At 41.2% G+C, this 24,340-nt stretch carries 20 protein-coding genes; 4 read left to right on the top strand and 16 right to left on the bottom strand.

What is annotated here, in order from left to right; translation table 11 throughout:
* Positions 1-11: 11 nt before the first annotated feature.
* From NXV01_RS00205 to NXV01_RS00185, 5 genes are all read right to left on the bottom strand, one after another.
* Positions 12-1,712 carry a right-handed parallel beta-helix repeat-containing protein gene (locus NXV01_RS00205; protein WP_234132423.1) on the bottom strand — a complete coding sequence of 567 codons (1,701 nt, stop codon included), beginning with the start codon at positions 1,710-1,712 and terminating at the stop codon, positions 12-14.
* Between the two features lie 27 nt (positions 1,713-1,739).
* A complete protein-coding gene (locus NXV01_RS00200; RefSeq protein ID WP_234132425.1) occupies positions 1,740-3,239 on the bottom strand; it encodes a RagB/SusD family nutrient uptake outer membrane protein in 1,500 nt (499 codons plus the stop codon).
* Between the two features lie 11 nt (positions 3,240-3,250).
* On the bottom strand, positions 3,251-6,685 hold the full coding sequence (locus NXV01_RS00195; protein ID WP_258978267.1) for a TonB-dependent receptor: 3,435 nt from the start codon (positions 6,683-6,685) through the stop codon (positions 3,251-3,253).
* A gap of 132 nt (positions 6,686-6,817) precedes the next feature.
* Positions 6,818-7,798, bottom strand: coding sequence for a FecR family protein (locus NXV01_RS00190; protein ID WP_195649141.1), 981 nt, complete (start codon positions 7,796-7,798; stop codon positions 6,818-6,820).
* A 77-nt stretch (positions 7,799-7,875) separates the two neighbouring features.
* The gene (locus NXV01_RS00185; protein WP_195649140.1) at positions 7,876-8,448 is read right to left on the bottom strand and encodes an RNA polymerase sigma factor; all 573 of its coding nucleotides are present in this window, start codon (positions 8,446-8,448) and stop codon (positions 7,876-7,878) included.
* Between the two features lie 110 nt (positions 8,449-8,558).
* Between NXV01_RS00185 and NXV01_RS00180 the strand changes: the two genes are divergently transcribed.
* Complete coding sequence (locus tag NXV01_RS00180) at positions 8,559-9,623, top strand: DUF2027 domain-containing protein (protein WP_259021497.1); 1,065 nt, start codon at positions 8,559-8,561, stop codon at positions 9,621-9,623.
* Positions 9,624-9,688: 65 nt separating this feature from the next.
* On the opposite strand, the gene NXV01_RS00175 is transcribed toward NXV01_RS00180, so the two are convergent.
* The 10 genes from NXV01_RS00175 to hemW form a co-directional block, all read right to left on the bottom strand.
* Positions 9,689-10,045 (bottom strand): hypothetical protein, encoded by a 357-nt coding sequence (locus NXV01_RS00175; protein WP_004299310.1) that lies wholly within the window; start codon positions 10,043-10,045, stop codon positions 9,689-9,691.
* A gap of 292 nt (positions 10,046-10,337) precedes the next feature.
* Positions 10,338-10,946, bottom strand: a complete 609-nt coding sequence (locus tag NXV01_RS00170) for a lysine exporter LysO family protein (protein WP_004326224.1) — start codon at positions 10,944-10,946, stop codon at positions 10,338-10,340.
* Positions 10,943-11,230, bottom strand: coding sequence for a LysO family transporter (locus NXV01_RS00165; RefSeq protein ID WP_008650120.1), 288 nt, complete (start codon positions 11,228-11,230; stop codon positions 10,943-10,945). The genes NXV01_RS00170 and NXV01_RS00165 overlap by 4 nt, the downstream gene beginning before the upstream one ends.
* Positions 11,231-11,232: 2 nt before the next feature.
* Positions 11,233-11,931 (bottom strand): hypothetical protein, encoded by a 699-nt coding sequence (locus tag NXV01_RS00160; RefSeq protein WP_234132427.1) that lies wholly within the window; start codon positions 11,929-11,931, stop codon positions 11,233-11,235.
* A 65-nt stretch (positions 11,932-11,996) separates the two neighbouring features.
* Complete coding sequence (locus NXV01_RS00155) at positions 11,997-13,004, bottom strand: DUF4249 domain-containing protein (RefSeq protein WP_259021496.1); 1,008 nt, start codon at positions 13,002-13,004, stop codon at positions 11,997-11,999.
* A 7-nt stretch (positions 13,005-13,011) separates the two neighbouring features.
* Positions 13,012-15,705 carry a TonB-dependent receptor gene (locus tag NXV01_RS00150; RefSeq protein WP_259021495.1) on the bottom strand — a complete coding sequence of 898 codons (2,694 nt, stop codon included), beginning with the start codon at positions 15,703-15,705 and terminating at the stop codon, positions 13,012-13,014.
* The gene (locus tag NXV01_RS00145) at positions 15,702-16,586 is read right to left on the bottom strand and encodes a FecR family protein (RefSeq protein WP_258978257.1); all 885 of its coding nucleotides are present in this window, start codon (positions 16,584-16,586) and stop codon (positions 15,702-15,704) included. Before NXV01_RS00145 ends, NXV01_RS00150 begins: the two co-directional genes overlap by 4 nt.
* Positions 16,587-16,613: 27 nt before the next feature.
* Positions 16,614-17,048 (bottom strand): hypothetical protein, encoded by a 435-nt coding sequence (locus NXV01_RS00140; RefSeq protein ID WP_148365224.1) that lies wholly within the window; start codon positions 17,046-17,048, stop codon positions 16,614-16,616.
* 87 nt (positions 17,049-17,135) lie between these two features.
* Positions 17,136-17,690 carry an RNA polymerase sigma-70 factor gene (locus tag NXV01_RS00135; RefSeq protein ID WP_074559149.1) on the bottom strand — a complete coding sequence of 185 codons (555 nt, stop codon included), beginning with the start codon at positions 17,688-17,690 and terminating at the stop codon, positions 17,136-17,138.
* A gap of 19 nt (positions 17,691-17,709) precedes the next feature.
* Positions 17,710-18,840 (bottom strand): radical SAM family heme chaperone HemW, encoded by a 1,131-nt coding sequence (gene hemW / locus NXV01_RS00130; RefSeq protein ID WP_258978252.1) that lies wholly within the window; start codon positions 18,838-18,840, stop codon positions 17,710-17,712.
* Positions 18,841-19,225: 385 nt separating this feature from the next.
* Here hemW and NXV01_RS00125 point away from each other — a divergent pair, with 385 nt between their 5' ends.
* From NXV01_RS00125 to NXV01_RS00115, 3 genes are all read left to right on the top strand, one after another.
* Positions 19,226-21,382, top strand: a complete 2,157-nt coding sequence (locus NXV01_RS00125; protein WP_074559147.1) for a translation factor GTPase family protein — start codon at positions 19,226-19,228, stop codon at positions 21,380-21,382.
* Positions 21,383-21,727: 345 nt separating this feature from the next.
* Positions 21,728-23,284, top strand: a complete 1,557-nt coding sequence (locus NXV01_RS00120) for a sensor histidine kinase KdpD (RefSeq protein WP_074559146.1) — start codon at positions 21,728-21,730, stop codon at positions 23,282-23,284.
* A 1-nt stretch (position 23,285) separates the two neighbouring features.
* Positions 23,286-23,987, top strand: a complete 702-nt coding sequence (locus tag NXV01_RS00115) for a response regulator transcription factor (RefSeq protein WP_004299326.1) — start codon at positions 23,286-23,288, stop codon at positions 23,985-23,987.
* Between the two features lie 78 nt (positions 23,988-24,065).
* On the opposite strand, the gene NXV01_RS00110 is transcribed toward NXV01_RS00115, so the two are convergent.
* Positions 24,066-24,242, bottom strand: coding sequence for a hypothetical protein (locus NXV01_RS00110; RefSeq protein WP_167511779.1), 177 nt, complete (start codon positions 24,240-24,242; stop codon positions 24,066-24,068).
* Between the last annotated feature and the right edge of the window lie 98 nt (positions 24,243-24,340).

Below are 24,340 nucleotides of genomic sequence, written 5' to 3'. Positions count from 1 at the left end.
AGTTATATATTTTATTTAGAAAATGCTCCCAAATAGTTGATTCCCTGAACCGGATTTCCAGCAAAATCAGTATCGGCCATTCCGTCGAACAATATTCCGTCCGTGAAAACTTTGGATTCAGTTGGCTGGAATCTTAGGGTCTGACTGAAACCATTGGCTGAAACGGGTGCATTTATTTTCGGATCATAACGGAGTGGAGATGAATCTATAATAAAGGAACTACCCACATGGAAAAACAGATTGTTTTCAAACGAATACTTCTCCATATTGTGGAGGTCTATTTTTCCCGTACATGGAGTCATTGACACAAAAATATTGTTCCGGTAAGAAATATCATGAGACTTTCCGGCATTAGCCCAGTCGTCAGTAAAAATGATTACTGGAGTTGTCCCATTATCCAACACAATTGTGTTGTTGTAAATGTCTGTTGCTCCCACATTACTTGAAACTGTCATCAGACTGCCACGGTAACTTCCGTCATTCTTGTAGAAAATGTTATTGCGGATAACCGTTCCGCTATGGTCTCCTGTTTTTATATTACACAGAAGAATGCCTCCTCCTTTATTATGATGAACATAATTGTATTGTACTAATGTGTTTTTGCAGGCAATATCCACATCAAGTCCCTGACCATCGGCACTGCCATGAGCCAGCCAAGTGTAGGCGGCTTCGTTGTATTGCATGACGATATTAGTACAGCTATAAGGCCAAAGGCCAGCACTTGCCTGTCCGTTTCGTCCGAGGAAGTTGGCATGGAAACAACGGTTATGATCAATATAAGAGTCGGTGGAGCCCATTAGGATCAAGCCGTCGCCACCGCAGTAGCTGAAATCATTGCCTTGTATCACCACATTTCTGGATGGGTACCAGTTTTGGTCGTCGCTAATATATTCATTATTGCCGTTGCCCGGTTTGTCACGTTGTCCCCATTTCCCCTGAATCAGGATTCCTGTGCGGCATACCTGACGAATAATGTTGTTGGTGATAAAGAGATTTTCATACCAGCTGGCACCTTGTTCTTGGGTTGTAGCATTTTCGATGATGATACCACCGAACTCTTTATTGGAGAAGCGGCTATCCGGTGCTATTTTTTCTACATCGATCGTTTCCGGATCAACATTTTCAAAAGGTATATCACCGGCCCAGTTCACTTCTTCGATGAGGCAGCCTGTAATTTCTACATTGAGGAAAGCTCCGGCACCTTGGATTTGGGTTTGTATGCGAATACCACGTGTTCCGGTCTTGTTGGTTACACGAATATTGCGGAAACGCATATTGTCATCCTGGATCAATACGGCTTGATCGCCTGTTCCGCTGATGGTAGGACGTTCTGTTCCTCCGTAAATGTCCATAATAAATGGCTTGTCGACACTACTGTTCAGATTTTTCAGAACCAGATTTTCTGCAAAGACAGAACCGCTTTTCAGCAGGACTTTCATCTTGGGAATCTTGGCCATATATGTAACTTTGGATAACGTTTTGAAAGGAGTTGCCTCGCTTAGGCCGTCATTTGTATCATCGCCTGTATCAGTATCTACATAATAGACAGTATAATCGCTTTCGTCGATGACGGGGATTGAAGGAGGAGTAATTCCCTTGTCGTAAGTCACTTCTATTGATTGATTGGGTTTGTTATCGATCGGGTCATTGTTCCCTTCACAACTGTAGCAACAGCAGATAAATGCATATAGCCATATATATTTTTTCTTCATATTATTAACTTGATTATGGTGAAAATATTAATTGGTATATCCCGGATTTTGCTTGACCACCCCTTCTGATTCGAGAATGTATTTGGAGGGTATGGCAAAACGTACTTTATGACTTGCCGACTGGCTATTGGGAAACATTGCCTTGGAGTCGGAAACAAATACTCCATGCCGTATTTTATCCTGACGCGACAAACCTTCTGCCATAAACTCATGTAACCGTTCGTTGAGGATGGCTTTATTGAAAGCATCCTTGTCCGACGTTTGTACATCAGTCAGTTCGGGTAAGTTTACGCGGTTGCGAATTTCATCAACGAGGTCGATAGCTTCCTGTGTCGGACCATTGTTGTTCATATTGATACATTCTGCTAATGACAGCATAACATCGGCAAAGCGGTAAACAATCAAATCTACTGAAGCAAATTCACCTCCGGTATAGGTATGGTCATCTACTTTTATGATGGCCGCTGCGTTAGCAAGGAATCCGTGCGTGCGGTCATTTGCTTCATTGGTGATACTGGTATAAGAAGTAACGATGGAGTTTAACCGGTCATCACCACTTTCAAAGGTGTCGTAGAAATCCCAGTTCATGCCGAAGGTAAACCAGCATTGCCTGTCCTCGCGATAGCGTACCGGCCAGAATTGAATGATACTTCGGTTTTGCATTCCATCGGCAAGTCCACATGGAATGGCATGGATGATCTCTTTGTTTTTGACATTATATTTGTTAAAAATTTCTCTGTATTTACCTTTTTCCATCAAATCATACGTGGTTCCGCGATAACTGTACAGTTCTCTTGCTATTTTTTCGGCTTCTGTATAATTTTTATCTATCATGTAGAATTTGAGTTTCAACATCAGTGCCAGTCCTTTGGACACTCGTCCCCAATCGTCATCTTGTCTGATGGGCAGTTCGGTGATGGCATCATCCAGATATTTGTGCATGATGGCGGTGTATTCGGTATCGCTCAAACGAGGGATAAGTATTTTTTCATTCGGATTAGCCAGTGCTTCTTCTGTGACCAATGGTACAGGGCCGAATAAGTCATAGAGAATGAAACCAATCCAAGCGTAAATACATTTTGCTTCAGCTATGGCTTTTGCTTTAAGCTTGTCGGTGATAGGGGCAGCTTCTATGCGTTTGATAGTTTCCAATACAGAAGTAAGTTTGTTATATTGCGAGTACATCCCTTCGGCAAAATCCTTGGCATACCCTGCGGGAGCATTTTCTTCCCAACGATGTTCCTGATATTGCGGATAACCTGTGGCAGTGGTCCAACGGCTAGCCAATGTACCAGAGGTGAAGTCAGACACTACCTGATAGCTATATTGGTCGACTCCGTAGAAACTGCCGTATCCCATTCGGAATGGACCGTAGTACAACCCTGCAAGTGCTTTGTTCACATCGTCTTCATTGCGGAAAAAGTTTTCAGGATAGATTTCATTGTATGATTCCCTTTCGAGTGTGCAAGCCTCCATTGAAAGGATTATTGACGCAATTGCTATTATGAATTGTATTTTTGTTTTCATGATGATAAGGGTTAAAATTTAATATCCACACCAACAGTGAAAGAACTGGTACTCGGATACGTGTACACATCGTATTCTGGATCATATCCTTTGTAAGGGGTGAGTGTCAGAATATTTTTCATAGATGCATAGAAACGCACAGACTGCAGGACCTTCTTGGTAATACTCTTGGGAAGTGTGTATCCTAACGTGATATTGTCCAGACGGATAAACCATGCCTTTTCCATAAAGTAATCGGCATATCCAAAACTTGACGAAGTATTCTGTGTGAAAGCCGGAATGGTAGACGTAGTATTATTGAAAGTGAATCGATCGTTGAAATAAGGAGAGGTGTTGGTGCCTTCATAAGGGCCATAAGCGATGTTCACCAGATAATCAGTGTTTTTATAATGATTAAACTTACCATACATATGGATGCTCAAGTCGAAATTCTTGTAGGAGAACGTGTTCGTCCAACTGACCGGTATCGGTGTCTTATTATGAATAACGACCAGGTCGGCATTATCGATCTTTCCGTCCGGTTCGCCCAAATACATCGGACGACCATCGGCGTCTCTCATTATACTACCATCTGCATCGTATAAATAGCCATTAATGTCCTTGATTTTAATAGTGCCGGGAAGGGCACCGGGCATATGAGGAACTGTTTCTCCGGGCATGATTAACCCGTCTGAAAGATAGCTCCAGACGTCGTTCCAGTCAATGTTACGGGCCGGAGTATTAATATCGAGTACCTCAGACGGATCTCGTTTGGAGGTAAAGTCACGATAATAAGTCAATGTGAACTGGCTGCGCCAATTGAATCCGGATTTGGTGACTACGGTTCCATAAAGTGAGAGGTCAACTCCTCGTGTGTTGTCTATTCGCTGAGTATTGTAATTTAATGTGTTGATTTCGTGATACGACATCAGGTTCTTTGTACCGATACGGTCTCTGATTTTTCGTTCGTAAACATCAATGGTACCGCCAAACTTATTATTGAAGAATCCGAAATCCAAACCGATATTGATGTCTTGCTGTGATTCCCAGGATAAATCTGGGTTGCCAAGTACGGCGAGTGCTACACCACTTGTCAATTTGTTATTGAAATAATAATCTTTTCCGGGAGTATAATAAGTACGAGTGCCGGTCAGACTTCCGGCATATCCGGTGATACCTGCTCCAAATCGGAGTTTTAAATTTGACAGCCATTCGATTGGTTTCATAAATGATTCTTCGTTCATACGCCATGCAACAGATATACCACCAAAATTACCCCATTGTTTATTGGCTGCAAAGTTGGACGACCCGTCTCTACGAAAATTGGCGGTCAGCAGGTAACGATCTTTATAGGTATAATTCAGACGTGCGATAAAAGAAGCGTTCTGGTCTGTAGTTTTTGAAGATGACGCAATAGGCTTTTCGTATGTACCAAGATCGAGGTTATGCCATTTCACTCCATCGTATGGAAATCCGCGATTTTCACCACTCAGGCTTTCCGATACCACTTTCTGATACTCCCAGCCCGCCATCAATGTTAAAGCGTGGTCGTTGGCAAATGTCTTGTTGTAAGTGGCGGTCATATTGATGTAGTAGTTCGACAAATTGTTTTCGTTGATTTTGGCGATTCCTCCATTGGCGTTGATCCCTTCTTGAGTAGTCATAGGGAAATATGCACCGGTACTGGCAAATTTCCGGTCATATCCTACGGTTGTTTTTACTACTAAACCTTTTGCTGGCATAATATCCAAGAAAGCGGAGGTCAGAAGGTTATCTTTCTGGGTTAGCATGGTGGCGTCCAGAATAGATGCGGGATTTTGGGCCAAACCATAGATGCGTCCAAGAGCGTAATTACCATTTTCATCTCGTATCGGAATCGTAGGATCATATTTGCGTACTGCCATGAAAAGGGTTGTTGATCCTGACTTTCCGGATATGGGCACATCATTCGACTTTATATGTGAGTAAGAGACTGTTATCCCTCCTTTGAAATACTTGCTGAATGTCTGGTCGAGGTTGATGCGGCCTGATGTCCGGTTGTAATCGTTATTCTTGACAATTCCGTCATTACCCATATATCCCAATGAAATGAGATAGTTGGATTTTTTACCGCTGCCACTGACTGAAAGATTGTAATCCTGTATCTGTCCGTTTCTTGTCACAGCATCATACCAGTCTGTTCCTCCTGTGAAATTCTGAATCTCGTCCCAGCTGTAATTCCATGCCTTTCCGGCAGCTTCGTAACGGCGGCGCATCTCGTTAATGTCTTCGGAAGGCGGAAGAGTTCCCCACGGATAATATCCGCTGGATTGCATCCACCGTTCAAGTTGAGAGTCATTGGAAGCGATCATGTATTCTTTGGGGTTCATTACTTCCGGTTTTTCTGCGATCCACTGGCCTGTATAGGAAGCTTTGAAGGAAACATTCACTTTCTCGTCTGTCGATCCGCGCTTGGTTGTGATTAGAATGACACCTCCGGCTGCACGGGAACCGTAGATTGAGGTAGCGCTGGCATCTTTCAAGACTTGAATATCCAGAATATCGTCCGGGTTAATATTATCGAGTACACTTTCCTTGTCACCTTTCCCGAAATTAAGCCCCGGATCAGGCTCCCACATCGTACTGACTGGTACACCATCTACTACAATTAATGGTGAAGCACCGGTGGCCGCACCGCGGATTTGCATCCAAACAGCGGCGCCCGGCTGACTGCTGGTTTGCGTGAAAGACATACCTGCTACTTGTCCTTTTAGTGCTTGTCCCAAAGTGGTGGAACCTATTTGAGGCATTTCTTCCCCTTTGATGGAAGAGATAGAACCTGTTAAGTCTCTTCTTCTTTGGGCACCATATCCGATGACTATTACTTCATCGAGTGTTTGAGTGTCAGGAATCATATTGACTTTCAGATTTGTCTGGTCTTTTATTTTCTGCTCTTGAGTGAGATACCCTAAATACGAGAATATTAGTGCGGTATTAGGGTCTGCATCAATGGTGAACTTACCGTCAATATCTGTAGTCGTACCTTTAGATACACCTTTAACCTGTATTGATACCCCGATGAGAGGTTCATTGTTCTCATCTACTACAACGCCTGTCAATTTTTTACCTTTTTCTTGCTTCATGGGGATAATGGCAAAGGTGTTTCCACTCTTTTTGAAGGTTAAGGACATTGGAGGCAATACCTTATTCAGAAAGGTTTCAATCGGCATTTGATTGACTGTAATAGTCACTTTCTTTTCTTTTGTCAGGTTTACATCCCGATATGTGAAACGATAAATTGTCTTATTTTCTATTTGGTCTAATACCTCTTGAAGACTTGCATTCTTGACCGATAGAGTGATCTCTTTGTTTTGAGCGCATAAATTCACCGGATGAATGACTAAAATGAAAAGAATACTAAACAAGATTAGATAATTATTGCTACATTTGTAGCGATAACTTTTCTTAAGATAAAAATTATCCATCATATTAAATATTAAGGTTGATACTAAAAACTATTTGCAAGTTTGTATTGACTATGGAACCGGAGGGTCTGCCAACCTTTCGGTTCCAATTATGTTAGGGTGCTCTCTCTTTCATATCTGTTTTTTTTTAAGTGATTACTTCATTCTTATCAGGATTTTACCATTTTTCTCTGTGTAGGTAAATTGATAGTGCATTTGTAAGAGTCGCAATACTCCATGAATATATTCTTCTTTAAAGCTACCGGTAAAGAGGTCGGTATTATATTTGTCTCCGGTTATCTGAATTTCGACTCCATAGCGTTTTTTCAACTTTTCTATGATATCAGAGAATTTGGCAGAGCGGAAAACTAGTTCTCCCCGTGTCCAGGCTGTTTCGAAGTGCCCGGTAGTTTGCCGGGAGGATAGCTGGTGATTCTTCTTTGAATAAATAACTTTCTGACTAGGTTTCATAATGATAGGATGCTGACTGTTATTTTTGGTAGTCAGTTTTACTGCTCCTTCTATCAAGGTTGTTTCTACTTCGTCCTGATCCGGATATGAGTTGACATTGAACTTTGTACCCAATACTTCAATTTCCACGTCATCAGTATGTACATGGAAAGGTTTTTCTGCATCTTTAGCTACTTCCAGATAGGCTTCTCCCGTCAGGTATATATCTCTTTGGTATAATCCGAAGTCGCTGGGATAGGAAAGGGAGGTGGCTGCATTCAGATATACTTTCGTACCGTCAGGGAGAGTGATTGCTGCTTTTTCTCCGCTTTCTACTTGGATGGCTAGCTGTTGATCGATAAATTTATTCAGTTTATCGTTGGTTATATATAAGTGGATTTGTATACCTATAAGTAAAGGGATTGCAATGACTGCCGCCACTTTTGCTATAAATAATAAGGTATGCCTCATGGATGATTGGGATTTAATGGAAAGTTTTCTTGCTATTTGCTCAAATGCTACAGGTGAGGTAGCTTTTGTTTCATATTGCTCCCATACGTCGGACATTGCCTGCTTTAATTCTTCATCTGATAACTCTGTAACAGAATTTTTCAGTACCTTTCGTTCATCCGGAGTGATATTCTCATTGATGAACTTATTTAATAGATTATTTATATGCTTTTCCATGTAATGACTTTGTTGTTCTATAAGTTAATACGGGAGGAACTAAAAAGTCTACTATGGGAAAGTGTTTTTTTTCGGTATTATTCAAAAAAAATGGTGAAAAGAAGAAGAAAAGCACTGCCCACTTCTTTTCTTAGAATGCGGATTGCAGCTGAAAGTTGGTTGTAAATGGTCTGTTCACTGATATTTAGCTTCTCGGATATTTGTGGGGAAGTCATTCCCATCTCTTTGCTTAATTCAAAAATTTCTTTTTGACGACTCGTCAGTTTTTCTTTTGCTTTATTCAGCCGTTCTACAAACAGATCATAGTCTAGTTTCTGTTCGACTGAAAAAGGATTGCTGATTGGTAGGTTGTCGGAATAATCCAGATAACTTTCAAAGATGGGATTGTTGAGACGTTTGCGGAACTCGTCTATAATTAGATTATGGGAAATTTTAAATAAATAAGATTTGAAAGATTGGGTGGGATCAATGCTTTCCCGGTTAGTCCATATTTTGATAAAAGTATCCTGAACAATGTCTTTGGATAACTCGTGAGAACGGGTCAATCCGAAAACAAATCCGTATAAATTACCGGCATACCTATTATATATAACTTTGAAGTCATTATAAGAGCCACACCGTAATCCTTCTATGTGCTTTTCAATCTTCATATCGATTACATTCCGTATTCTTAGAGACAAAGTTACTGAAATATTTCATAGAAATCTCTATCTTTGTTACTCGTTTTTTTTGAGTTTGAATTTTAATTGGATATACAACAATGAAAATAGGAGATAAAGTACGCTTTCTTAGTGAGGTAGGCGGTGGAATCGTCACTGGATTCCAAGGAAAGGATTTTGTGTTGGTGGAAGATGCAGATGGATTTGATATTCCGATGCCGATACGTGAGTGTGTCGTGATTGAAACGGATGACTATAATTTGAAGCGTAAACCGACTTCTTCTGCTCCAAAACAAGAGGGAACTGCTAAACCGATAAAACCGGAGATGCCCGTCATTCAACGCCAGCCGGAAGTGAAGGGAGGAGATACGCTGAATGTATTTCTGGCTTATGTGCCTGAAGATGCAAAGGCTATGATGACTACTCCTTTCGAGACTTATTTGGTAAATGATAGCAATTATTATTTGTATTACACTTATTTGAGTGCAGAAGGAAAAGCCTGGAAGAACCGTTCGCACGGGTTGGTGGAACCCAATACCAAATTGTTGCTGGAGGAGTTCACAAAAGATGTACTGAATGATATGGAGCGGGTGGCCGTTCAGTTGATCGCTTTCAAGGACGGTAAGCCTGCAGCTATCAAACCGGCTGTCAGTGTGGAAATACGGATTGATACCGTGAAGTTCTATAAACTTCATACCTTTAGCGATTCTGATTTCTTCGAAGAACCGGCGTTGATTTATGACATTGTGAAAGATGATATGCCTACCAAACAAGTATATGTTTCGGCAGAAGAACTTCAAGAGGCTTTGCTGCAGAAGAAGTCTGTAGATAAACCCAGATCACAACCTATTGTGAAACCGAACCATGCTCATGGTGGAAAGAGTGAGATTGTCGAAATAGATCTTCATATCGACTCTTTACTAGATGATACTCAAGGAATGGGTAATGCTGAAATACTGAACTATCAATTGGATAAATTTCGCGAAGTGATGGAGGTTTATAAGAACAAGCGTGAGCAGAAGATTGTCTTTATTCACGGCAAAGGAGATGGTGTGCTTCGGAAAGCCGTTCTTGATGAATTGAAGCGCAAATATAGTAATTGCCGTTATCAGGATGCTTCTTTCCAGGAATATGGGTTTGGAGCTACGATGGTGACTATTAAATAATAGAATAAAAAAAGTGGAAGCCCAAACTGGCTTCCACCCTCTCTCTCTTTTGCATATTACTCATTTTACTTATTCAGTTCAATACCTTTATTCTGTAAAGTGATGTTCATCAATGCAGCATACTTGGCATACTGTTCAGCACTAAGAGTCTTTCTCATCAGCTTCAAGTTACCATAAACAGCGTTACGCAATTTAGCTTCTTTATCTTTCTTTGCTGTTGTGGCTCTTGACATCTGTTCGGAGAAATAATCGCAGATGTTTGCAACCTCTTCACTCTGAACTGAATTCAAGTTCAAATATTTACCTAATTTACTAACATTGATGTTACCTTCCCATTTTGCAGTTGTAGGTTGATTTCCGGCTGCAAATGTTGTAGCAGCAAGGCAGAGCGCTGCCACTAATGTTAATCCTAAACGTTTCATAATACCTACTTTTTTAATTGTTATACCTAAAAACTATTCCTAAAAACAAATCTAATACCTATTGAAAATTAGTCTAAGCGCTTAGTTTTTTCTTTTTACCTATGCAAATATAAGAATATGTTTTATAGCATAAAAATAAAGAAAAGGAAAAGATTCTATTTAGCCTCATTTCTTGATGTAAGTCAAGAGATGATATGCTTTTTGATACAAAAACGGTTCTTTATGAAACATATTTGTAATACGTGTGCGAAAACGATAGTGGAAATAATCTGCTTTTTAGGATTTATTCCTGTTAAAATGATATTGAGCAAAGGAACGTGACTAGGAAAGGAACACTGAAATCAACAACAAAACCATGGAAAATGGAAATGATTACAAATTCTTTTCCCGAATATCGGGTAATAATAGGAAGAGTGGTATCCATTGTAGTGGCTCCACCAACAGAAATAGGGGCTAGCTTTCCGAAATACTTCACTAATAATGGCGCACACAGCAAAGCGATGATTTCACGCATGATATTGGAAAGTAATGCAATAGTTCCCAATTCGGGCCCCTTGTATTCAGTAATGAAAATGCTGGAAAGTGAATAATAGCCAAATCCGGCTCCGACTGCCATACAGTCTAAAGGGCCTCGTTGGCTCATAAAGGCTCCTGCTACGGCGCAGCCTGCTAATGTGCCAATGATCGTCATGATGGGAAGGAATACAAGCCGCGGATTCAGGGAGCGAAAACTCTTCAGGGTATTCGGATCGTTACCAATACTGATACCTACGCAGAACATGAGTCCGCAGAGGGCATAGTAACTGAGCTTGCTGTCGGTGAAGTCGTATGGAATGAGATGATAAACTCCACAAAGAGTACCGATAATGAAGAAAGAGACGATAATCAAACTACCTTTCATGCTTTTGTCTCCTTTCCTCTATTCCATCTATATAATAGATACCATAATCCCCAGGCACATAACGTACTTCCTGCAACGGCAGCTACAGTGATGATAATAGCTTCCAGTCCGAGAGTATGCAAACCTTTGATAATAGATTCGTTACCTCCTACATCTATTCCGAGAAGAAAGAGGAGAATCCATATAAGAAGAGTAATTATCTTGTGTATCCATGATAGTCTTTTACTGCGTAACAAGTAGCCAAGAAGCATCCCTGTCAGCATAATTCCAATAATGATAAACATAGTTAGTGCCTGCTTTTTGGCTGCAAAGATAGTATTAAATGTATATCCCGACTAATCTCCTCCACGATTTCTTTCGTAGCCATTGACAAACATTCGGTCATATCATCCAGGCAAGCGGCATTGGCGGACGGTGAATCTTCGAATCTTTGCGCTTTTGTAGTTTGCTGATATTCTGTAGAGTAAGTTTTGTCAAGCAGACAATCTTCCTTTTGAGTGAGGCGGATAGAAATGGCAAGACTGGAAGTTGCCGGGCGAATTTTGTTATTGACAACCTCCAACATTTCTCCCTCAAACCAAGGGATGCTTGACTGGTTGAGTTTGATTCTGCCATACGTCTCATTCTTTCTGATTTTTACTTCCAGCCGATAGGCGGAATCGGGAATTATTTTCCCTTTCTGATTATCTATCAGATGGTAGCAGGTGCTACTGTTACATTCGGTAAGCAGTGCCTCCGTCAGAAATTCCCGATAGAGTTGGGTGAGCGAAGACTCTCCTAACCGGAGATGGAAAAGCTCACCTTCGTAGTTATATAACAGTAACGGTATATACGCAGACTTTTTTCGTTTCACGCTCGTGTAATAATCCATGTTGGAATAGTCGATGAAGTCCAGATATACGGTTTGGTCTGCTTTCTCCTGATAGATAGGAGAAGTGAGCTCGTAATACAAGCTGGATTTTAAGGCTTGTATCTCTCTTAGCATACTCCGGCTGCTTCGGCAGGAACAGAACAGTGGGAGTAAGACAAATATGCATAATATACGATTGGTTACCATCGTTGTGGTGTTTCTATTTCAATTTTTTTGCTGACCTCTGTTGAGATTCCTATCATTCCGGTTCCTCCATGTACATTGCTGGGATATTTGATTGGTTCATCGATTGTCTCGTCATAAATGTCAGAGTCCACAAGGTTAAGCGCTTTCAGATAATAATATTCTACTTCCGTGATGCTTCTTAAGTGGATAATGATGTCCATTTGATGAAAAAATCCCTCTTCGCTGGCAGTTTCGACGTGTGTACTATTATATACTGTCATTGTATAAGATGTGTTTTTAAACCGGGAGTCATCGAATACCCCATAGATATTCCTTGCCGTGTCAAATAATCCGTTATCCTCATCTTGTCCGGTAGACGGTTGCCCGTCTGTCAGCACAATGTCTTCGCGTCCGATGAATGAGTAACTGTGCTTTGTCCAAAAGATGTACTCGCCTTTTCCCTCTTCTTCATAATTATATTTCCGTAAAGTAGTTTGTTTGTCCATCACAATGCGATAATAATTAGTTTCATTGGGACGGTCTTTGAGGGTTATCCGGTAACGAAGATATTTTCTTATGTGACCATACTCCAACATTGGAACGGTAAGAGTGTCGATGTTTTCTATTTCGGCAGGACGTTGAGGAACCGTTACTTCTGCCCACGCATGATATTTCCCGTCATCAGTAAGTGCATCGATACGTACCACGTCACCGGGAGTAAATTTGCTTGTAATGTTGAAGCGGCATTGCGGATCTCCTTCCTGTTTCGGTGGAAGGGGACGCAGGCTTTCTGTCAGTTGTCCGTTGACGCGTACCTCTATCGTTGCATTTTGGATATGAGTTGTAGCGTCCTTTCCTGTGAAGTTGAGGAAAAGAAGATTTGCCTGGCTTTCAGCATTAATCAGTGCATTCATTACTAATTTGGGCGGATTGTCCTTGATGCTGAAAGGAAGCTCATTCTCACACGAAACGATTATTAATGTTGCAATCAGTACGGATAAATAGTGTATAAAAGTTTTCATTGTCGGTTTAGAATTTATAAGTATAAGTAAACGAGGGTATTATAGGTAATAATGTATATTTCTTGATGACACCTTTTCCTTGTTCATTGTGAGCTCGGTAAATCCATGCCGGATTCATCGCGTTATACACATTGTATAGACTGATATTCCAAGTTCGTATCCCATGCTTGGTTTTTTTATTGAAATTGATGCCGATATTGAGCCGGTGGCTTGCAGGTAGGCGAAAGTTGTTCCGGTGCTCCACGTAGTTAGTTTCTCCGATAGTGGGAGATGTATTGGTAAAGCTGGGTTCGTAAGGGATTATCCATCCTCCGCCCGAACCGTTGTTTATACCGTCGTTAGGACGGATAATTGCTGTTTTTTCTTCGGGAATAGTACTTGTTCCCCCTGTGTAGAACGCCCAGGAAACCCCGATGTCGATGCGGTCGTTGAACTGGTGGTTGACCGTCAGGTTAATGCTGTGACGGCGGTCGTACTTGTACGGAAACCGTTCTCCGTTGTTAATGCCGCCTTTGGCGAATTTGCGGTCACTTTTAGAAAGGGTATAGGATAGCCATCCTGTAGTCTTGCCGACAGTCTTTTGTGCCATAAGTTCAATGCCCATCGAACGCCCTTTTCCCATCTCCACTTTGTTTTCCCAGCCTGCCGAAGTGCCGAAGAAACTGACTCCGTCTTTGTATTCCAGCACATTGCGCATAGCCTTATAATACCCTTCTGCCGAAAATTCCCAGCCTTTGATTCCCGTATAATATCCGCCTAGGGAAAACTGGTGGGATTGCATAGGTTTGATTTTTGGGGTTACAGGGACCCATAAATCAGTCGGCATACTGATGGGCATGGATGAAAGCAGATGTACGTACTGGCTCATTTGAGTATAAGATGTTTTCAGGGCAATATCCTTCACCAACTGATAACGGGCGGATATGCGTGGCTGAAAGGAAAAGTAGCTTTTATTCTGTACATGAAATAAAGAAAGATGGGCGCCCATATTCAGCCGGAAACGTGTGTTGAGTCTGAAATTATCTTCCGCATAAGCTGATATTTCATGTGCGTATAGAGGGTTGTTGTTTATGCTGTAGTATGTTTTCTCCTGTCCGACCTGTTTGCTGGTATGATCTGAAATTTTGGATGTCATGACTTCCGGGCGGAAGATATGGTATATATATTCTGTGCCGAACTTTATGCGATGGATAGGGCTGGGGTTGAAATCGAAGTCTATCTTATAGCTCCAGTCTTGAATGCCGGAACGGTAGTCAGCGGAATATCTGTTGACTTTATTTTCGGTTGATCCGAAGAATTGATTGGTCATGTATGAATGGATGCCAAGCTCGTAATTGTTGAAGGCGACTGTTGTGTTGCTGAACAGTCGGTTGTTGAATATATAGTTCCACCGGGCAGAGGCAATGGTGTTTCCCCAGTTCATTTTAGAACCGTCTTCATTGTCGGTGTTTTCGTCAAATTTAGTGGCGAAGTGGTCTTTACCATTGTATATGCTTAAGAAGAGACGGCTACGGTCGGAAAACTTATGGTTGATTTTGGCATTCACGTCATAAAAATAATAGCTGTATTTTTCGTCGTCGGGCATGAATGGTTTGGCAAGTAAATCAAGATAGGAGCGTCGGGCAGAGATATTAAAGGATGTTTTCCCCTTCACAATAGGACCTTCCAGATTGAACTTGCTGGTCAATAATCCGATACTAAGCATACCGTGGTACTTTTGCATATCTCCATCATTAGTACGGACATCGATTACCGAAGAAAGCCGACCGCCAAAGCGTGCCGGAAAAGAACTTTTGAATAGCATCACTTTCTTGACTGCTTCGGGAGTAAAAACCGAGAAGAATCCGAACATGTGATCTACATTGTATACCGGAACTCCATCCAGCAAGATTAGGTTTTGGTCGGGACTACCGCCACGTATATACAATCCCGCAGAACCGTCTACACCTGCCTGTACGCCAGGTATGAGCTGGATAGCTTTCATGACATCAGCTTCTCCCAGTATGCTCGGAGTACTTTTAATTTGTGTTATAGGGATTTCAATAGACCCCATCTGTGTAGCCATGGCTCCTGCTTCCGCTCGGTCCGAGACAACAACAACTTCCTGCAATTGCGTATTTCCTTGCATACGTATATTCATCAATGTATCCTGCGAGAGAATGAACTGACAAACTTCTGTGGCATAGCCTAAATAGGAAAAATGCAGGCTGGTCTCTCCTTCAGGTAGAGTGATGCTGTAAAAACCGTAAGGATTGGTGGTAGTTCCCTGATTCTGATGACTCTCAAAGATATTTGTTCCAATCAACGTCTCGGAGGACGTTCCGTCAGTGACATATCCGCTGATGGTAAACTTGCGGCTTACGTTTTTAGTTTTTTTCTTTTTTTGTAGCAGGATATAGCGGTCGGAGAACTGGTAACTGATTGTTTCATCCTTGAATACAATATCAAGTATCTCGTGCAGGGGCTTTTCTTTAACTTTCAGGTTGATTCTATGTTTGATATTGATTTCTTCGCTGTATATAAAGGAATAACCGGTTGAGTTTTCAATTATTTTGGTGAATTCCTTCAATGTCACATTTCGTAGTGTTAATGTAAGCCGGGCATTTGCGTTTTGTGCGTGTACCTGGGCGGTGATAAAGAACACCATACCTATCAGAACAATGGTTCTGACAGGCAGGTGGCCTTGGTGAATAGTTTTCATTTTAAGTCTGGTTTAGTAGTAATAATAATCTGTTTATTGTTTAATGAGTAGTTGAAATAACCGGCGTTATGTAATACAGATAAAATAGTCTCCAGATCTTCTCCATTGCGGAATCGTGCTGTGATCCGGTAATTTTGCAAAGTTGTGTCGGCTATATGGATAGTCGTTCCGAATGAGTTGGACAGTTCGCGGGCAATTTCCTGCAAAGGCAGATCATCGAATATAAATTCTCCCTGTCGCCAGGAAATTTCGTCTTCTGCATTTGCTAGAACTTTACGAGTGAGTTTTTCTTCCACCTTATTATATATAGCAATCTCGTTAGGCTTCAAAATCATACGAACAGACTTGCTTTTATTGCTGACTGCTACCGAGCCGGACAATAACGTTGTCTTTACATCCGGATTGTCAGGATATGCATCTACATTGAAATGGGTTCCCAATACCTGAACGTCGATTGTTTCAGTCTGCACGATAAACGGATGTTCTTTCTTCTTGCTTACTTCAAAATAAGCCTCCCCATTGAGTTCCACTTCCCGCTTGTCCGATTTAAACTTTTCCGGATAAGAAAGTGAAGAATAATGGTTGAGTGTCACTGTACTGCCATCGGGAAGACAGACCGTGCGTGTCTCTGCCAAGGTGGAAATCGTTTGTATGGTGGTTGGTTGTATATATAAATAGGCTGTCCACGTCGATAGGCAAAGTAGAGCTGCTGCCGCTGCTGCCGAGAAGGTACGTATCAGCATCAGACGCCGGGTATGTGACTTCAGTCTTTTCTCCAGCTTCGGGTAACTGGCTGTTGCTGAAAACCGTCCTCGCGGTGAACGCGTGGAAGCGACGAGCTTGTACAGTATTTCTTCTAATTCCGTATCGGTAAATTTCATAGTTTTTTCCGTATTACTCTTGATCTGTTATTTTCGTATCAACAGAATGGTCAACTTACTGATTCCGCCTTCTTTCCACTGGGGAGTACAGGATAAAGTGATATTCTGCTTCTTCAATATCATCTGTTTAGGATAGATTTTTAGAATAGTCGTAGCCGACTTCTTACCCGCTTTGATGATTATTTTTTTTTCTGTCAGCTGTACGACTGCCGCTTGTCCTGCTAAAAGAGTGGGCGTAGCAAGTATTACCGTCCGGTCTTCTTTCGTTTTTTCCGTTGCAACAATTTTAATTTTCAACTCACATTCGGATTTACCGCTTTCACATTCTATTGTTTCCTTCGAATGTTCGAATCCTGCATAGTCCTTCGGGAAATTGTCGTTATCATTGTTGCATGAAAACAGGCACAGACAAACTGATAGAAAGGCAAAGATTCTAATGATTGCGTCATTTAGCTTTTTCATTTTTTCTGTCTTTTAGGTGATTGATTTATTTGTTGATAAAGACCGGAGGTTGACAGAAACTCCCTACGCTCCTTTTCTAAATAATTGTTAATCTATTTCTGCCCGGCTAATCATCTCTTTGAGTCGTGTGATTGCTTTCTGAAGTTGTGCGTCCACTGTATTCGTGCTGATACCTAATTCCTCCGCTACCTGTGCGTAACTCTGTTTTTCTTCACGGATGCGAATGAATACTTCCCTGCAACGCTCCGGAAGCCGGTCGAGTGCTTTTACGTAAAGAGCAAACAATTCTTCACTGATGAGTGATTCTTCCGGCGAATAGCTCTGTTCCTGTGGCTCCGGCAGAGAATCGGGATGAATGTAAGTGTGTTTTAATTCTTTTTCCAGATAATTGAGCGAAGCATTCTTGACGAGAATGAAACAATAATCTTCGATGTTTCTCACATCAAGTAGATTGCTACGTTGTTTCCATAGTTTCAGAAATACGTCGAGAACGATTTCCTGCGACCATTCTTCCTGTTTCACATAGTAGTAGGCAATGCGGAAGAGGCGGTCGTAAGTCATATTGTAAAAGTTCCGGAAAGCAGTTTGCGAATCCAGTTCTTTCATTTGCCGCAATAACTTTCTAACTTCTGATTCGGTCATCGGCTTGCCGTTTGTTTTGTTAATCTACCCAAAGTAAATCACTCATTATACTGTCGGAGATGAAAATACCTTCACGAGTCAAGCGTAAGGCTCCGTCGTGTTCTTCCAGTTTCCCATTTTTCAGATAAGGCGCAGCCATTCTCTGGCAATACTCCCACATCTCATTGCCGAACATCTGTTTTAGCTTTTCTATAGGTGTTCCCCATACTGTACGTATGGTAGTGATTATAAATTCATTGTAGCGGGTCGTCTGGTCCAGATACTCTATTTCAAAAGCACGGCTGTCTTCCTCTATACCTTTTATATATGTATCGATGGAAGAAACATTCCATTCCCGTGTCATCCCGTCAAAAGAATGTGCCGACGGTCCGCACCCCAGATAAGGTATTCCTTTCCAGTAAGAACTGTTGTGGCGGGAGTACTTGTCCGGACGGCAGAAATTCGAAATTTCATAATGTTCAAATCCCGCTTTCTGCAGATGCTCTATCAGTAACGTGAAAAAATCTAAACTGGAATCTTCGTCCACCTCCGATATCTGATGCTGTTTTAACATATTATATATAGGTGTATCTTCCTCGTAAATCAGATGATAAGCGGAAATGTGCTCCACGTTCAGACTGACAGCCTGACGAAGATCATTCTCCCATCGTTCTTTGGTTTCTCCCGGTAATCCGTAGATGAGATCGATGCTTATATTTTGAAAACCGGCTTCCCGACATCTGTGAACAGCTTCGATAGCTGTACGGGCATTGTGACGACGTTTCAATAGTTTGAGAGTGGGATCGTCAAAAGTCTGTATTCCCATGCTGATGCGATTGAAAGGGAGCGAAGAAAGCATTTTCAGATATTCACTTGTCAGATCGTCGGGATTGGCTTCCAATGTGATTTCCTGCCAATGGCTTAATCCGTAATGTGTCCGGATCGTATCAAATATCTGTTCGAAATCTTCTTTTTCCAATTGAGACGGGGTTCCGCCACCGAAATAAACGGTTTCTATATCTTCTCTTTTCAGGTAGTCTTTCCGCATGGCTAACTCCTGGCAAAGTGCTCGTACATAACGGGTTTTGAGCTCGCTACGGGTGGTTGAGTAGAAATCGCAGTAGATGCACCGTGTTTTACAAAAAGGAATATGAAGATAGATACCTGCCATAGTTGTGCCGTTTGAGTTTAGTGGCTGTAAAAGTAAGATTATTATCAGATATAACAAAAAATCTTATTGACTGAAATCATTCTTATGAGGCGTTGCATAGATAAGTTGTCTGACACCCGGGTGTCGGTATGCCTGAGACCCGGGTGCTGAACAATCCGTTTGTGCAGTCTAAATATTATATGCATATATACTATTGAATGGTGGTTCGTATAGAAATTAAATTATGAGCAAGCAAAAAATGTTTATGTTAAAGATGTGTTACATAACATTGTTTAGTAACACCGTCATAAGTGTTGCTTTTCCCCCAATTAATCCCTAATTTGCGCATCACAAAATTAATGGTATGTGAGAAACATACTGAGTAATTACTAAAATCTTATATATTATGAAAGTATATCAGACTAATGAAATCAAGAACATTGCCTTGTTGGGAAGTTCTGGCTCTGGGAAAACCACTCTCGTGGAAGCGATGCTTTTCGAGAGTGGTGTTATAAAACGTCGCGGATCTGTTGCTGCAAAGAATACTGTTAGCGATTATTTCCCTGTTGAACAAGAGTATGGTTACTCCGTTTTCTCCACCGTTCTCCATGTAGAATGGAATAATAAAAAACTTAATATTATTGACTGTCCGGGATCGGACGACTTCGTAGGCAGTACAGTAACTGCACTAAATGTGACCGACACAGCAATCATTCTTCTTAATGGCCAATACGGCGTCGAAGTCGGTACGCAAAATCACTTCCGTTATACAGAAAAGCTGAATAAACCTGTTATTTTTCTAGTCAACCAGCTTGATAATGAAAAATGCGATTATGATAATATCCTCGAACAGTTGAAAGAGGCTTATGGCTCTAAGGTTGTTCCTATTCAATATCCAATAGCTACCGGTCCGGGCTTTAATGCGCTGATCGACGTGCTGTTGATGAAGAAATATTCGTGGAAACCCGAAGGAGGGGCTCCGACCATCGAAGATATTCCGGCAGAAGAAATGGATAAGGCTATGGAGATGCACAAAGCATTGGTAGAAGCTGCTGCCGAGAATGATGAAAATCTGATGGAGAAATTTTTTGAACAAGATTCTCTTACAGAAGATGAAATGCGCGAAGGTATCCGTAAGGGATTGGTCGCCAGAGGTATGTTCCCTGTATTTTGCGTTTGTGGAGGTAAGGATATGGGCGTTCGCCGCTTGATGGAATTCTTGGGTAACGTTGTTCCTTTTGTTTCTGAAATGCCGAAGGTGCAGAATACCGAAGGTAAAGAGGTGGCTCCGGATAGTAACGGACCGGAATCTCTTTACTTCTTCAAGACCAGCGTGGAGCCGCATATCGGTGAAGTTTCCTATTTTAAGGTAATGAGCGGTAAAGTTCATGAAGGAGACGACTTGCTGAATGCCGACCGTGGTTCGAAGGAACGTATTGCGCAAATTTATGTGGTAGCCGGTGGTAACCGCGTCAAGGTGGAAGAGCTGCAAGCAGGTGATATCGGTGCTGCTGTGAAACTGAAAGATGTGAAAACCGGTAATACACTGAACGGTAAGGATTGCGACTATAAATTCAACTTTATCAAATATCCGAATTCTAAATATACTCGTGCCATCAAGCCGGTGAATGAAGCGGATGTGGAAAAGATGATGAGTATTCTGAACCGTATGCGTGAAGAAGATCCTACCTGGGTGATCGAACAGTCAAAGGAGTTGAAGCAGACTTTGGTACACGGACAGGGAGAATTCCATCTTCGTACATTGAAATGGCGTTTGGAAAACAACGAAAAACTTCCGGTGAAGTACGAAGAACCGAAGATTCCGTATCGTGAAACAATTACAAAAGCCGCTCGCGCTGACTATCGTCATAAGAAACAATCCGGTGGTGCCGGTCAGTTTGGTGAAGTTCACCTGATTGTAGAACCTTATAAAGAAGGTATGCCTGTGCCCGATACGTATAAGTTCAATGGACAGGAATTTAAGATTACCGTGAGAGGTACGGAAGAGATACCATTGGAATGGGGTGGTAAACTGGTGTTTATCAACAGTATTGTCGGTGGTTCTATCGATGCACGCTTCCTGCCTGCTATTATGAAAGGTATTATGTCTCGTATGGAGCAAGGTCCGTTGACGGGTTCGTATGCTCGTGACGTGCGTGTCATTGTTTACGATGGTAAGATGCATCCGGTAGATTCTAATGAAATCTCCTTTATGCTTGCCGGACGTAATGCCTTTAGTGAAGCCTTCAAGAATGCCGGTCCGAAAATTCTGGAACCGATTTATGATGTAGAAGTGTTTGTTCCGTCTGATAGGATGGGAGATGTAATGGGAGATCTTCAGGGACGTCGTGCTATGATTATGGGTATGAGTAGCGAAAAAGGTTTTGAGAAACTGGTTGCTAAAGTACCTTTGAAAGAAATGTCTTCTTACTCCACTGCTCTTAGCTCACTCACCGGCGGACGTGCTTCGTTTATTATGAAGTTCTCTAGTTATGAGCTTGTTCCGACAGATGTTCAGGATAAGTTGATGAAGGATTTTGAAGCTAAACAAATTGAAGAATAAAGATAAATGATAGTTGATAGATGATATGTGATAGTTGATGGAAAACTTATTATCATATTCGTTATTTACTATCTGTTGCTTATAGACTATCAACTTAAACGTTAAAACTGTTCCCTTTTTTAAGTAAAAGGGGACAGTTTTTGTTTAACTATGATTAATAAAGATGGAAAAACGCAAGGAAAAGATTTAATTTTTTATTAAATTTGCAAACCAAAGGAGGGCTTTTATTGTTGTAGTAATCAGAATACAACCTAAATAGCTCCTTACGGTTAATTTCCGGGAAGTTCCGGTTAAATCAAGTTAATGCATTAGGAGTGTTAATTAGGGAGTGTTAATTTTGTTGCTATGAAGAAGTCAACAATTTGGATATTAGGTATTGTAATGGGGCTTTCCTTCCTTAGTCTGCTGTATTTGCAGGTTAGTTATATCGAGGAAATGATGAAAACCCGTAAGGAACAGTTTGATTCGGCTGTACGCAATAGCCTGGATCAGGTTTCCAAGGATGTGGAATATGCAGAGACTAGACGTTGGTTGATCGAAGATATTTCAGAAGCGGAAAGAAAAGCACTGATTGCGAATAACGCTTCCATACAACAAGACAACTTGATTCAGCAAACGCAACGGTTCACGGTGAAGTCTAAGGATGGAAAGGTATATTCGGATTTTGAGCTGAAAGTGATGACCACTAAGCCCTCCGAGCTTCCAAAGGCTATGATTTCTCCTTACAGGGGAACAAAGACCATTCCGGAAACTTCGCGTTCATTAGTGGAAGCCATCAAGAACCGGTATATGTATCAACGGGCGTTACTCGATGAAGTGGCCTGGCAGATGATTTATCGGGGGAGTGACAAATCGATTGGAGACAGAGTACGGTTCAAAGAACTGGATGACTATCTGAAATCGAGCTTATATAATAATAGTATAGACTTGCCTTATCACTTTACGGTGATTGACAAAGATGGTAGGGAAGTCTATCGTTGTGCGGATTATGACGCAAAGGGAAGTGAAGACGCTTATCAGCAGGCATTGTTCAAGAATGATCCGCCTGCGAAAATGAGCATATTGAAAGTGCACTTTCCGGGTAAGAAAGATTATATCTTTGACTCAATCAGTTTCATGATTCCGTCGCTGATATTTACGCTGGTATTGTTAGTGACATTCATCTTTACGATTTATATCGTATTCCGGCAAAAGAAACTGACGGAAATGAAGAATGACTTTATCAATAATATGACGCACGAATTTAAAACACCGATATCTACCATTTCATTGGCAGCACAGATGTTGAAAGATCCCGCGGTAGGAAAATCACCGCAGATGTTCCAACATATATCGGGAGTGATTAATGATGAAACCAAGCGCTTGCGCTTCCAGGTGGAAAAGGTGCTCCAGATGTCGATGTTCGAACGTCAGAAGGCAACTTTGAAGATGAAGGAGATCGATGCGAATGAATTGATTGCAGGTGTTGTCAATACCTTTGCTCTGAAAGTGGAACGATATAATGGTAAGATAACATCGAACCTTGAGGCTACCGATCCTGTTATATTTGCAGATGAGATGCATATTACAAATGTAATCTTTAATCTGATGGATAACGCGGTGAAATACAAGAAACCGGAAGAGGATCTGGAGCTGAAAGTGAGAACGTGGAATGAGTCGGGTAAACTGATGATTTCGATACAGGATAACGGTATTGGTATCAAGAAGGAGAACCTGAAAAAAATATTTGAAAAGTTCTATCGTGTACATACGGGTAATCTGCACGATGTGAAGGGCTTTGGACTGGGATTGGCTTATGTGAGGAAGATTATATTGGATCATAAGGGAACCATCCGGGCGGAAAGTGACCTGAACGTGGGAACTAAATTTATTATTGCATTACCTTTATTAAAAAATAATTGATATGGACGAGAAACTGCGTATTTTATTATGCGAGGATGACGAAAATCTTGGCATGCTTTTAAGAGAATATCTACAGGCAAAAGGTTATTCTGCTGAGTTATATCCTGATGGAGAAGCCGGTTATAAGGCTTTCTTGAAGAATAAATATGACTTGTGCGTGTTCGACGTAATGATGCCTAAAAAAGATGGCTTCACACTGGCACAGGATGTCCGTGCAGCAAATGCTGAAATACCTATTATCTTCCTGACTGCTAAAACGCTGAAAGAAGATATCCTGGAAGGATTTAAAATCGGTGCGGATGATTATATCACTAAACCGTTTAGTATGGAAGAATTGACGTTCAGAATTGAAGCAATCTTGAGACGTGTTCGTGGAAAGAAGAACAAAGAAAGCAATATCTATAAGATTGGTAAGTTTACTTTCGATACACAGAAACAAATTCTGTCGTCAGAAGGCAAACAGACTAAACTGACTACCAAAGAATCTGAACTGCTCGGATTGCTTTGTGCACATGCAAATGAGATTTTGCAACGTGACTTTGCTTTGAAAACAATCTGGATCGACGATAACTATTTCAATGCCCGTAGTATGGACGTGTATATCACGAAACTGCGTAAGCATCTGAAAGAAGATGATTCTATCGAGATTATCAATATCCACGGAAAAGGCTATAAGCTGATTACCCCGGAAGTTGAATCTTAATAATCGCATTTGAGATGACTACAAATAAAAAATCCCGGAAACATTCGTTTCCGGGATTTTTTATTGATTTCTGCGAAATTAATCTGCGATTTTCTTATTAATAATAATATAAGAAATGAGTCCCAGTACTACAAGTACTACTGAAGTACCCAGGATGGCGTTGTTGTTTACATTTCCTGTAAAGGAACAAGCCAACAGGATGACTACTCCGGCCAAGATTAATATCAATCCTAAGTTCTTTAATAAGCCTTTCATGCGTGTGTATTTTAATAGATTATAATATTCCAGTCACAAATTAAAGCATAATTCTTTAACGGGCGAAATTATTTGGATAAAAATTCCATTATAAATGC

Origin of the sequence: Bacteroides sp. BFG-606 (genome assembly GCF_024788145.1) — a bacterium.
In the GTDB taxonomy this organism is placed as follows: Bacteria; Bacteroidota; Bacteroidia; order Bacteroidales; family Bacteroidaceae; genus Bacteroides; species Bacteroides vicugnae.
The sequence above is the reverse complement of the archived record's forward strand: the minus strand, read 5'-3'. Positions and strand labels throughout refer to the sequence as shown.

What these genes read in the sequence shown, in the direction of transcription:
- NXV01_RS00125 (WP_074559147.1), top strand. Translation starts at nt 19,226, where the DNA reads ATGAAAGTATATCAGACTAATGAAATCAAGAACATTGCCTTGTTGGGA.
- NXV01_RS00205 (WP_234132423.1), bottom strand. Translation starts at nt 1,712, where the DNA reads ATGAAGAAAAAATATATATGGCTATATGCATTTATCTGCTGTTGCTAC.
- NXV01_RS00180 (WP_259021497.1), top strand. Translation starts at nt 8,559, where the DNA reads ATGAAAATAGGAGATAAAGTACGCTTTCTTAGTGAGGTAGGCGGTGGA.
- NXV01_RS00160 (WP_234132427.1), bottom strand. Translation starts at nt 11,931, where the DNA reads ATGCTAAGAGAGATACAAGCCTTAAAATCCAGCTTGTATTACGAGCTC.
- NXV01_RS00110 (WP_167511779.1), bottom strand. Translation starts at nt 24,242, where the DNA reads ATGAAAGGCTTATTAAAGAACTTAGGATTGATATTAATCTTGGCCGGA.
- NXV01_RS00135 (WP_074559149.1), bottom strand. Translation starts at nt 17,690, where the DNA reads ATGACCGAATCAGAAGTTAGAAAGTTATTGCGGCAAATGAAAGAACTG.
- hemW (WP_258978252.1), bottom strand. Translation starts at nt 18,840, where the DNA reads ATGGCAGGTATCTATCTTCATATTCCTTTTTGTAAAACACGGTGCATC.
- NXV01_RS00190 (WP_195649141.1), bottom strand. Translation starts at nt 7,798, where the DNA reads ATGGAAAAGCATATAAATAATCTATTAAATAAGTTCATCAATGAGAAT.
- NXV01_RS00175 (WP_004299310.1), bottom strand. Translation starts at nt 10,045, where the DNA reads ATGAAACGTTTAGGATTAACATTAGTGGCAGCGCTCTGCCTTGCTGCT.
- NXV01_RS00165 (WP_008650120.1), bottom strand. Translation starts at nt 11,230, where the DNA reads ATGTTTATCATTATTGGAATTATGCTGACAGGGATGCTTCTTGGCTAC.
- NXV01_RS00195 (WP_258978267.1), bottom strand. Translation starts at nt 6,685, where the DNA reads ATGATGGATAATTTTTATCTTAAGAAAAGTTATCGCTACAAATGTAGC.
- NXV01_RS00150 (WP_259021495.1), bottom strand. Translation starts at nt 15,705, where the DNA reads ATGAAAACTATTCACCAAGGCCACCTGCCTGTCAGAACCATTGTTCTG.
- NXV01_RS00185 (WP_195649140.1), bottom strand. Translation starts at nt 8,448, where the DNA reads ATGAAGATTGAAAAGCACATAGAAGGATTACGGTGTGGCTCTTATAAT.
- NXV01_RS00200 (WP_234132425.1), bottom strand. Translation starts at nt 3,239, where the DNA reads ATGAAAACAAAAATACAATTCATAATAGCAATTGCGTCAATAATCCTT.
- NXV01_RS00120 (WP_074559146.1), top strand. Translation starts at nt 21,728, where the DNA reads ATGAAGAAGTCAACAATTTGGATATTAGGTATTGTAATGGGGCTTTCC.
- NXV01_RS00145 (WP_258978257.1), bottom strand. Translation starts at nt 16,586, where the DNA reads ATGAAATTTACCGATACGGAATTAGAAGAAATACTGTACAAGCTCGTC.
- NXV01_RS00140 (WP_148365224.1), bottom strand. Translation starts at nt 17,048, where the DNA reads ATGAAAAAGCTAAATGACGCAATCATTAGAATCTTTGCCTTTCTATCA.
- NXV01_RS00170 (WP_004326224.1), bottom strand. Translation starts at nt 10,946, where the DNA reads ATGAAAGGTAGTTTGATTATCGTCTCTTTCTTCATTATCGGTACTCTT.
- NXV01_RS00115 (WP_004299326.1), top strand. Translation starts at nt 23,286, where the DNA reads ATGGACGAGAAACTGCGTATTTTATTATGCGAGGATGACGAAAATCTT.
- NXV01_RS00155 (WP_259021496.1), bottom strand. Translation starts at nt 13,004, where the DNA reads ATGAAAACTTTTATACACTATTTATCCGTACTGATTGCAACATTAATA.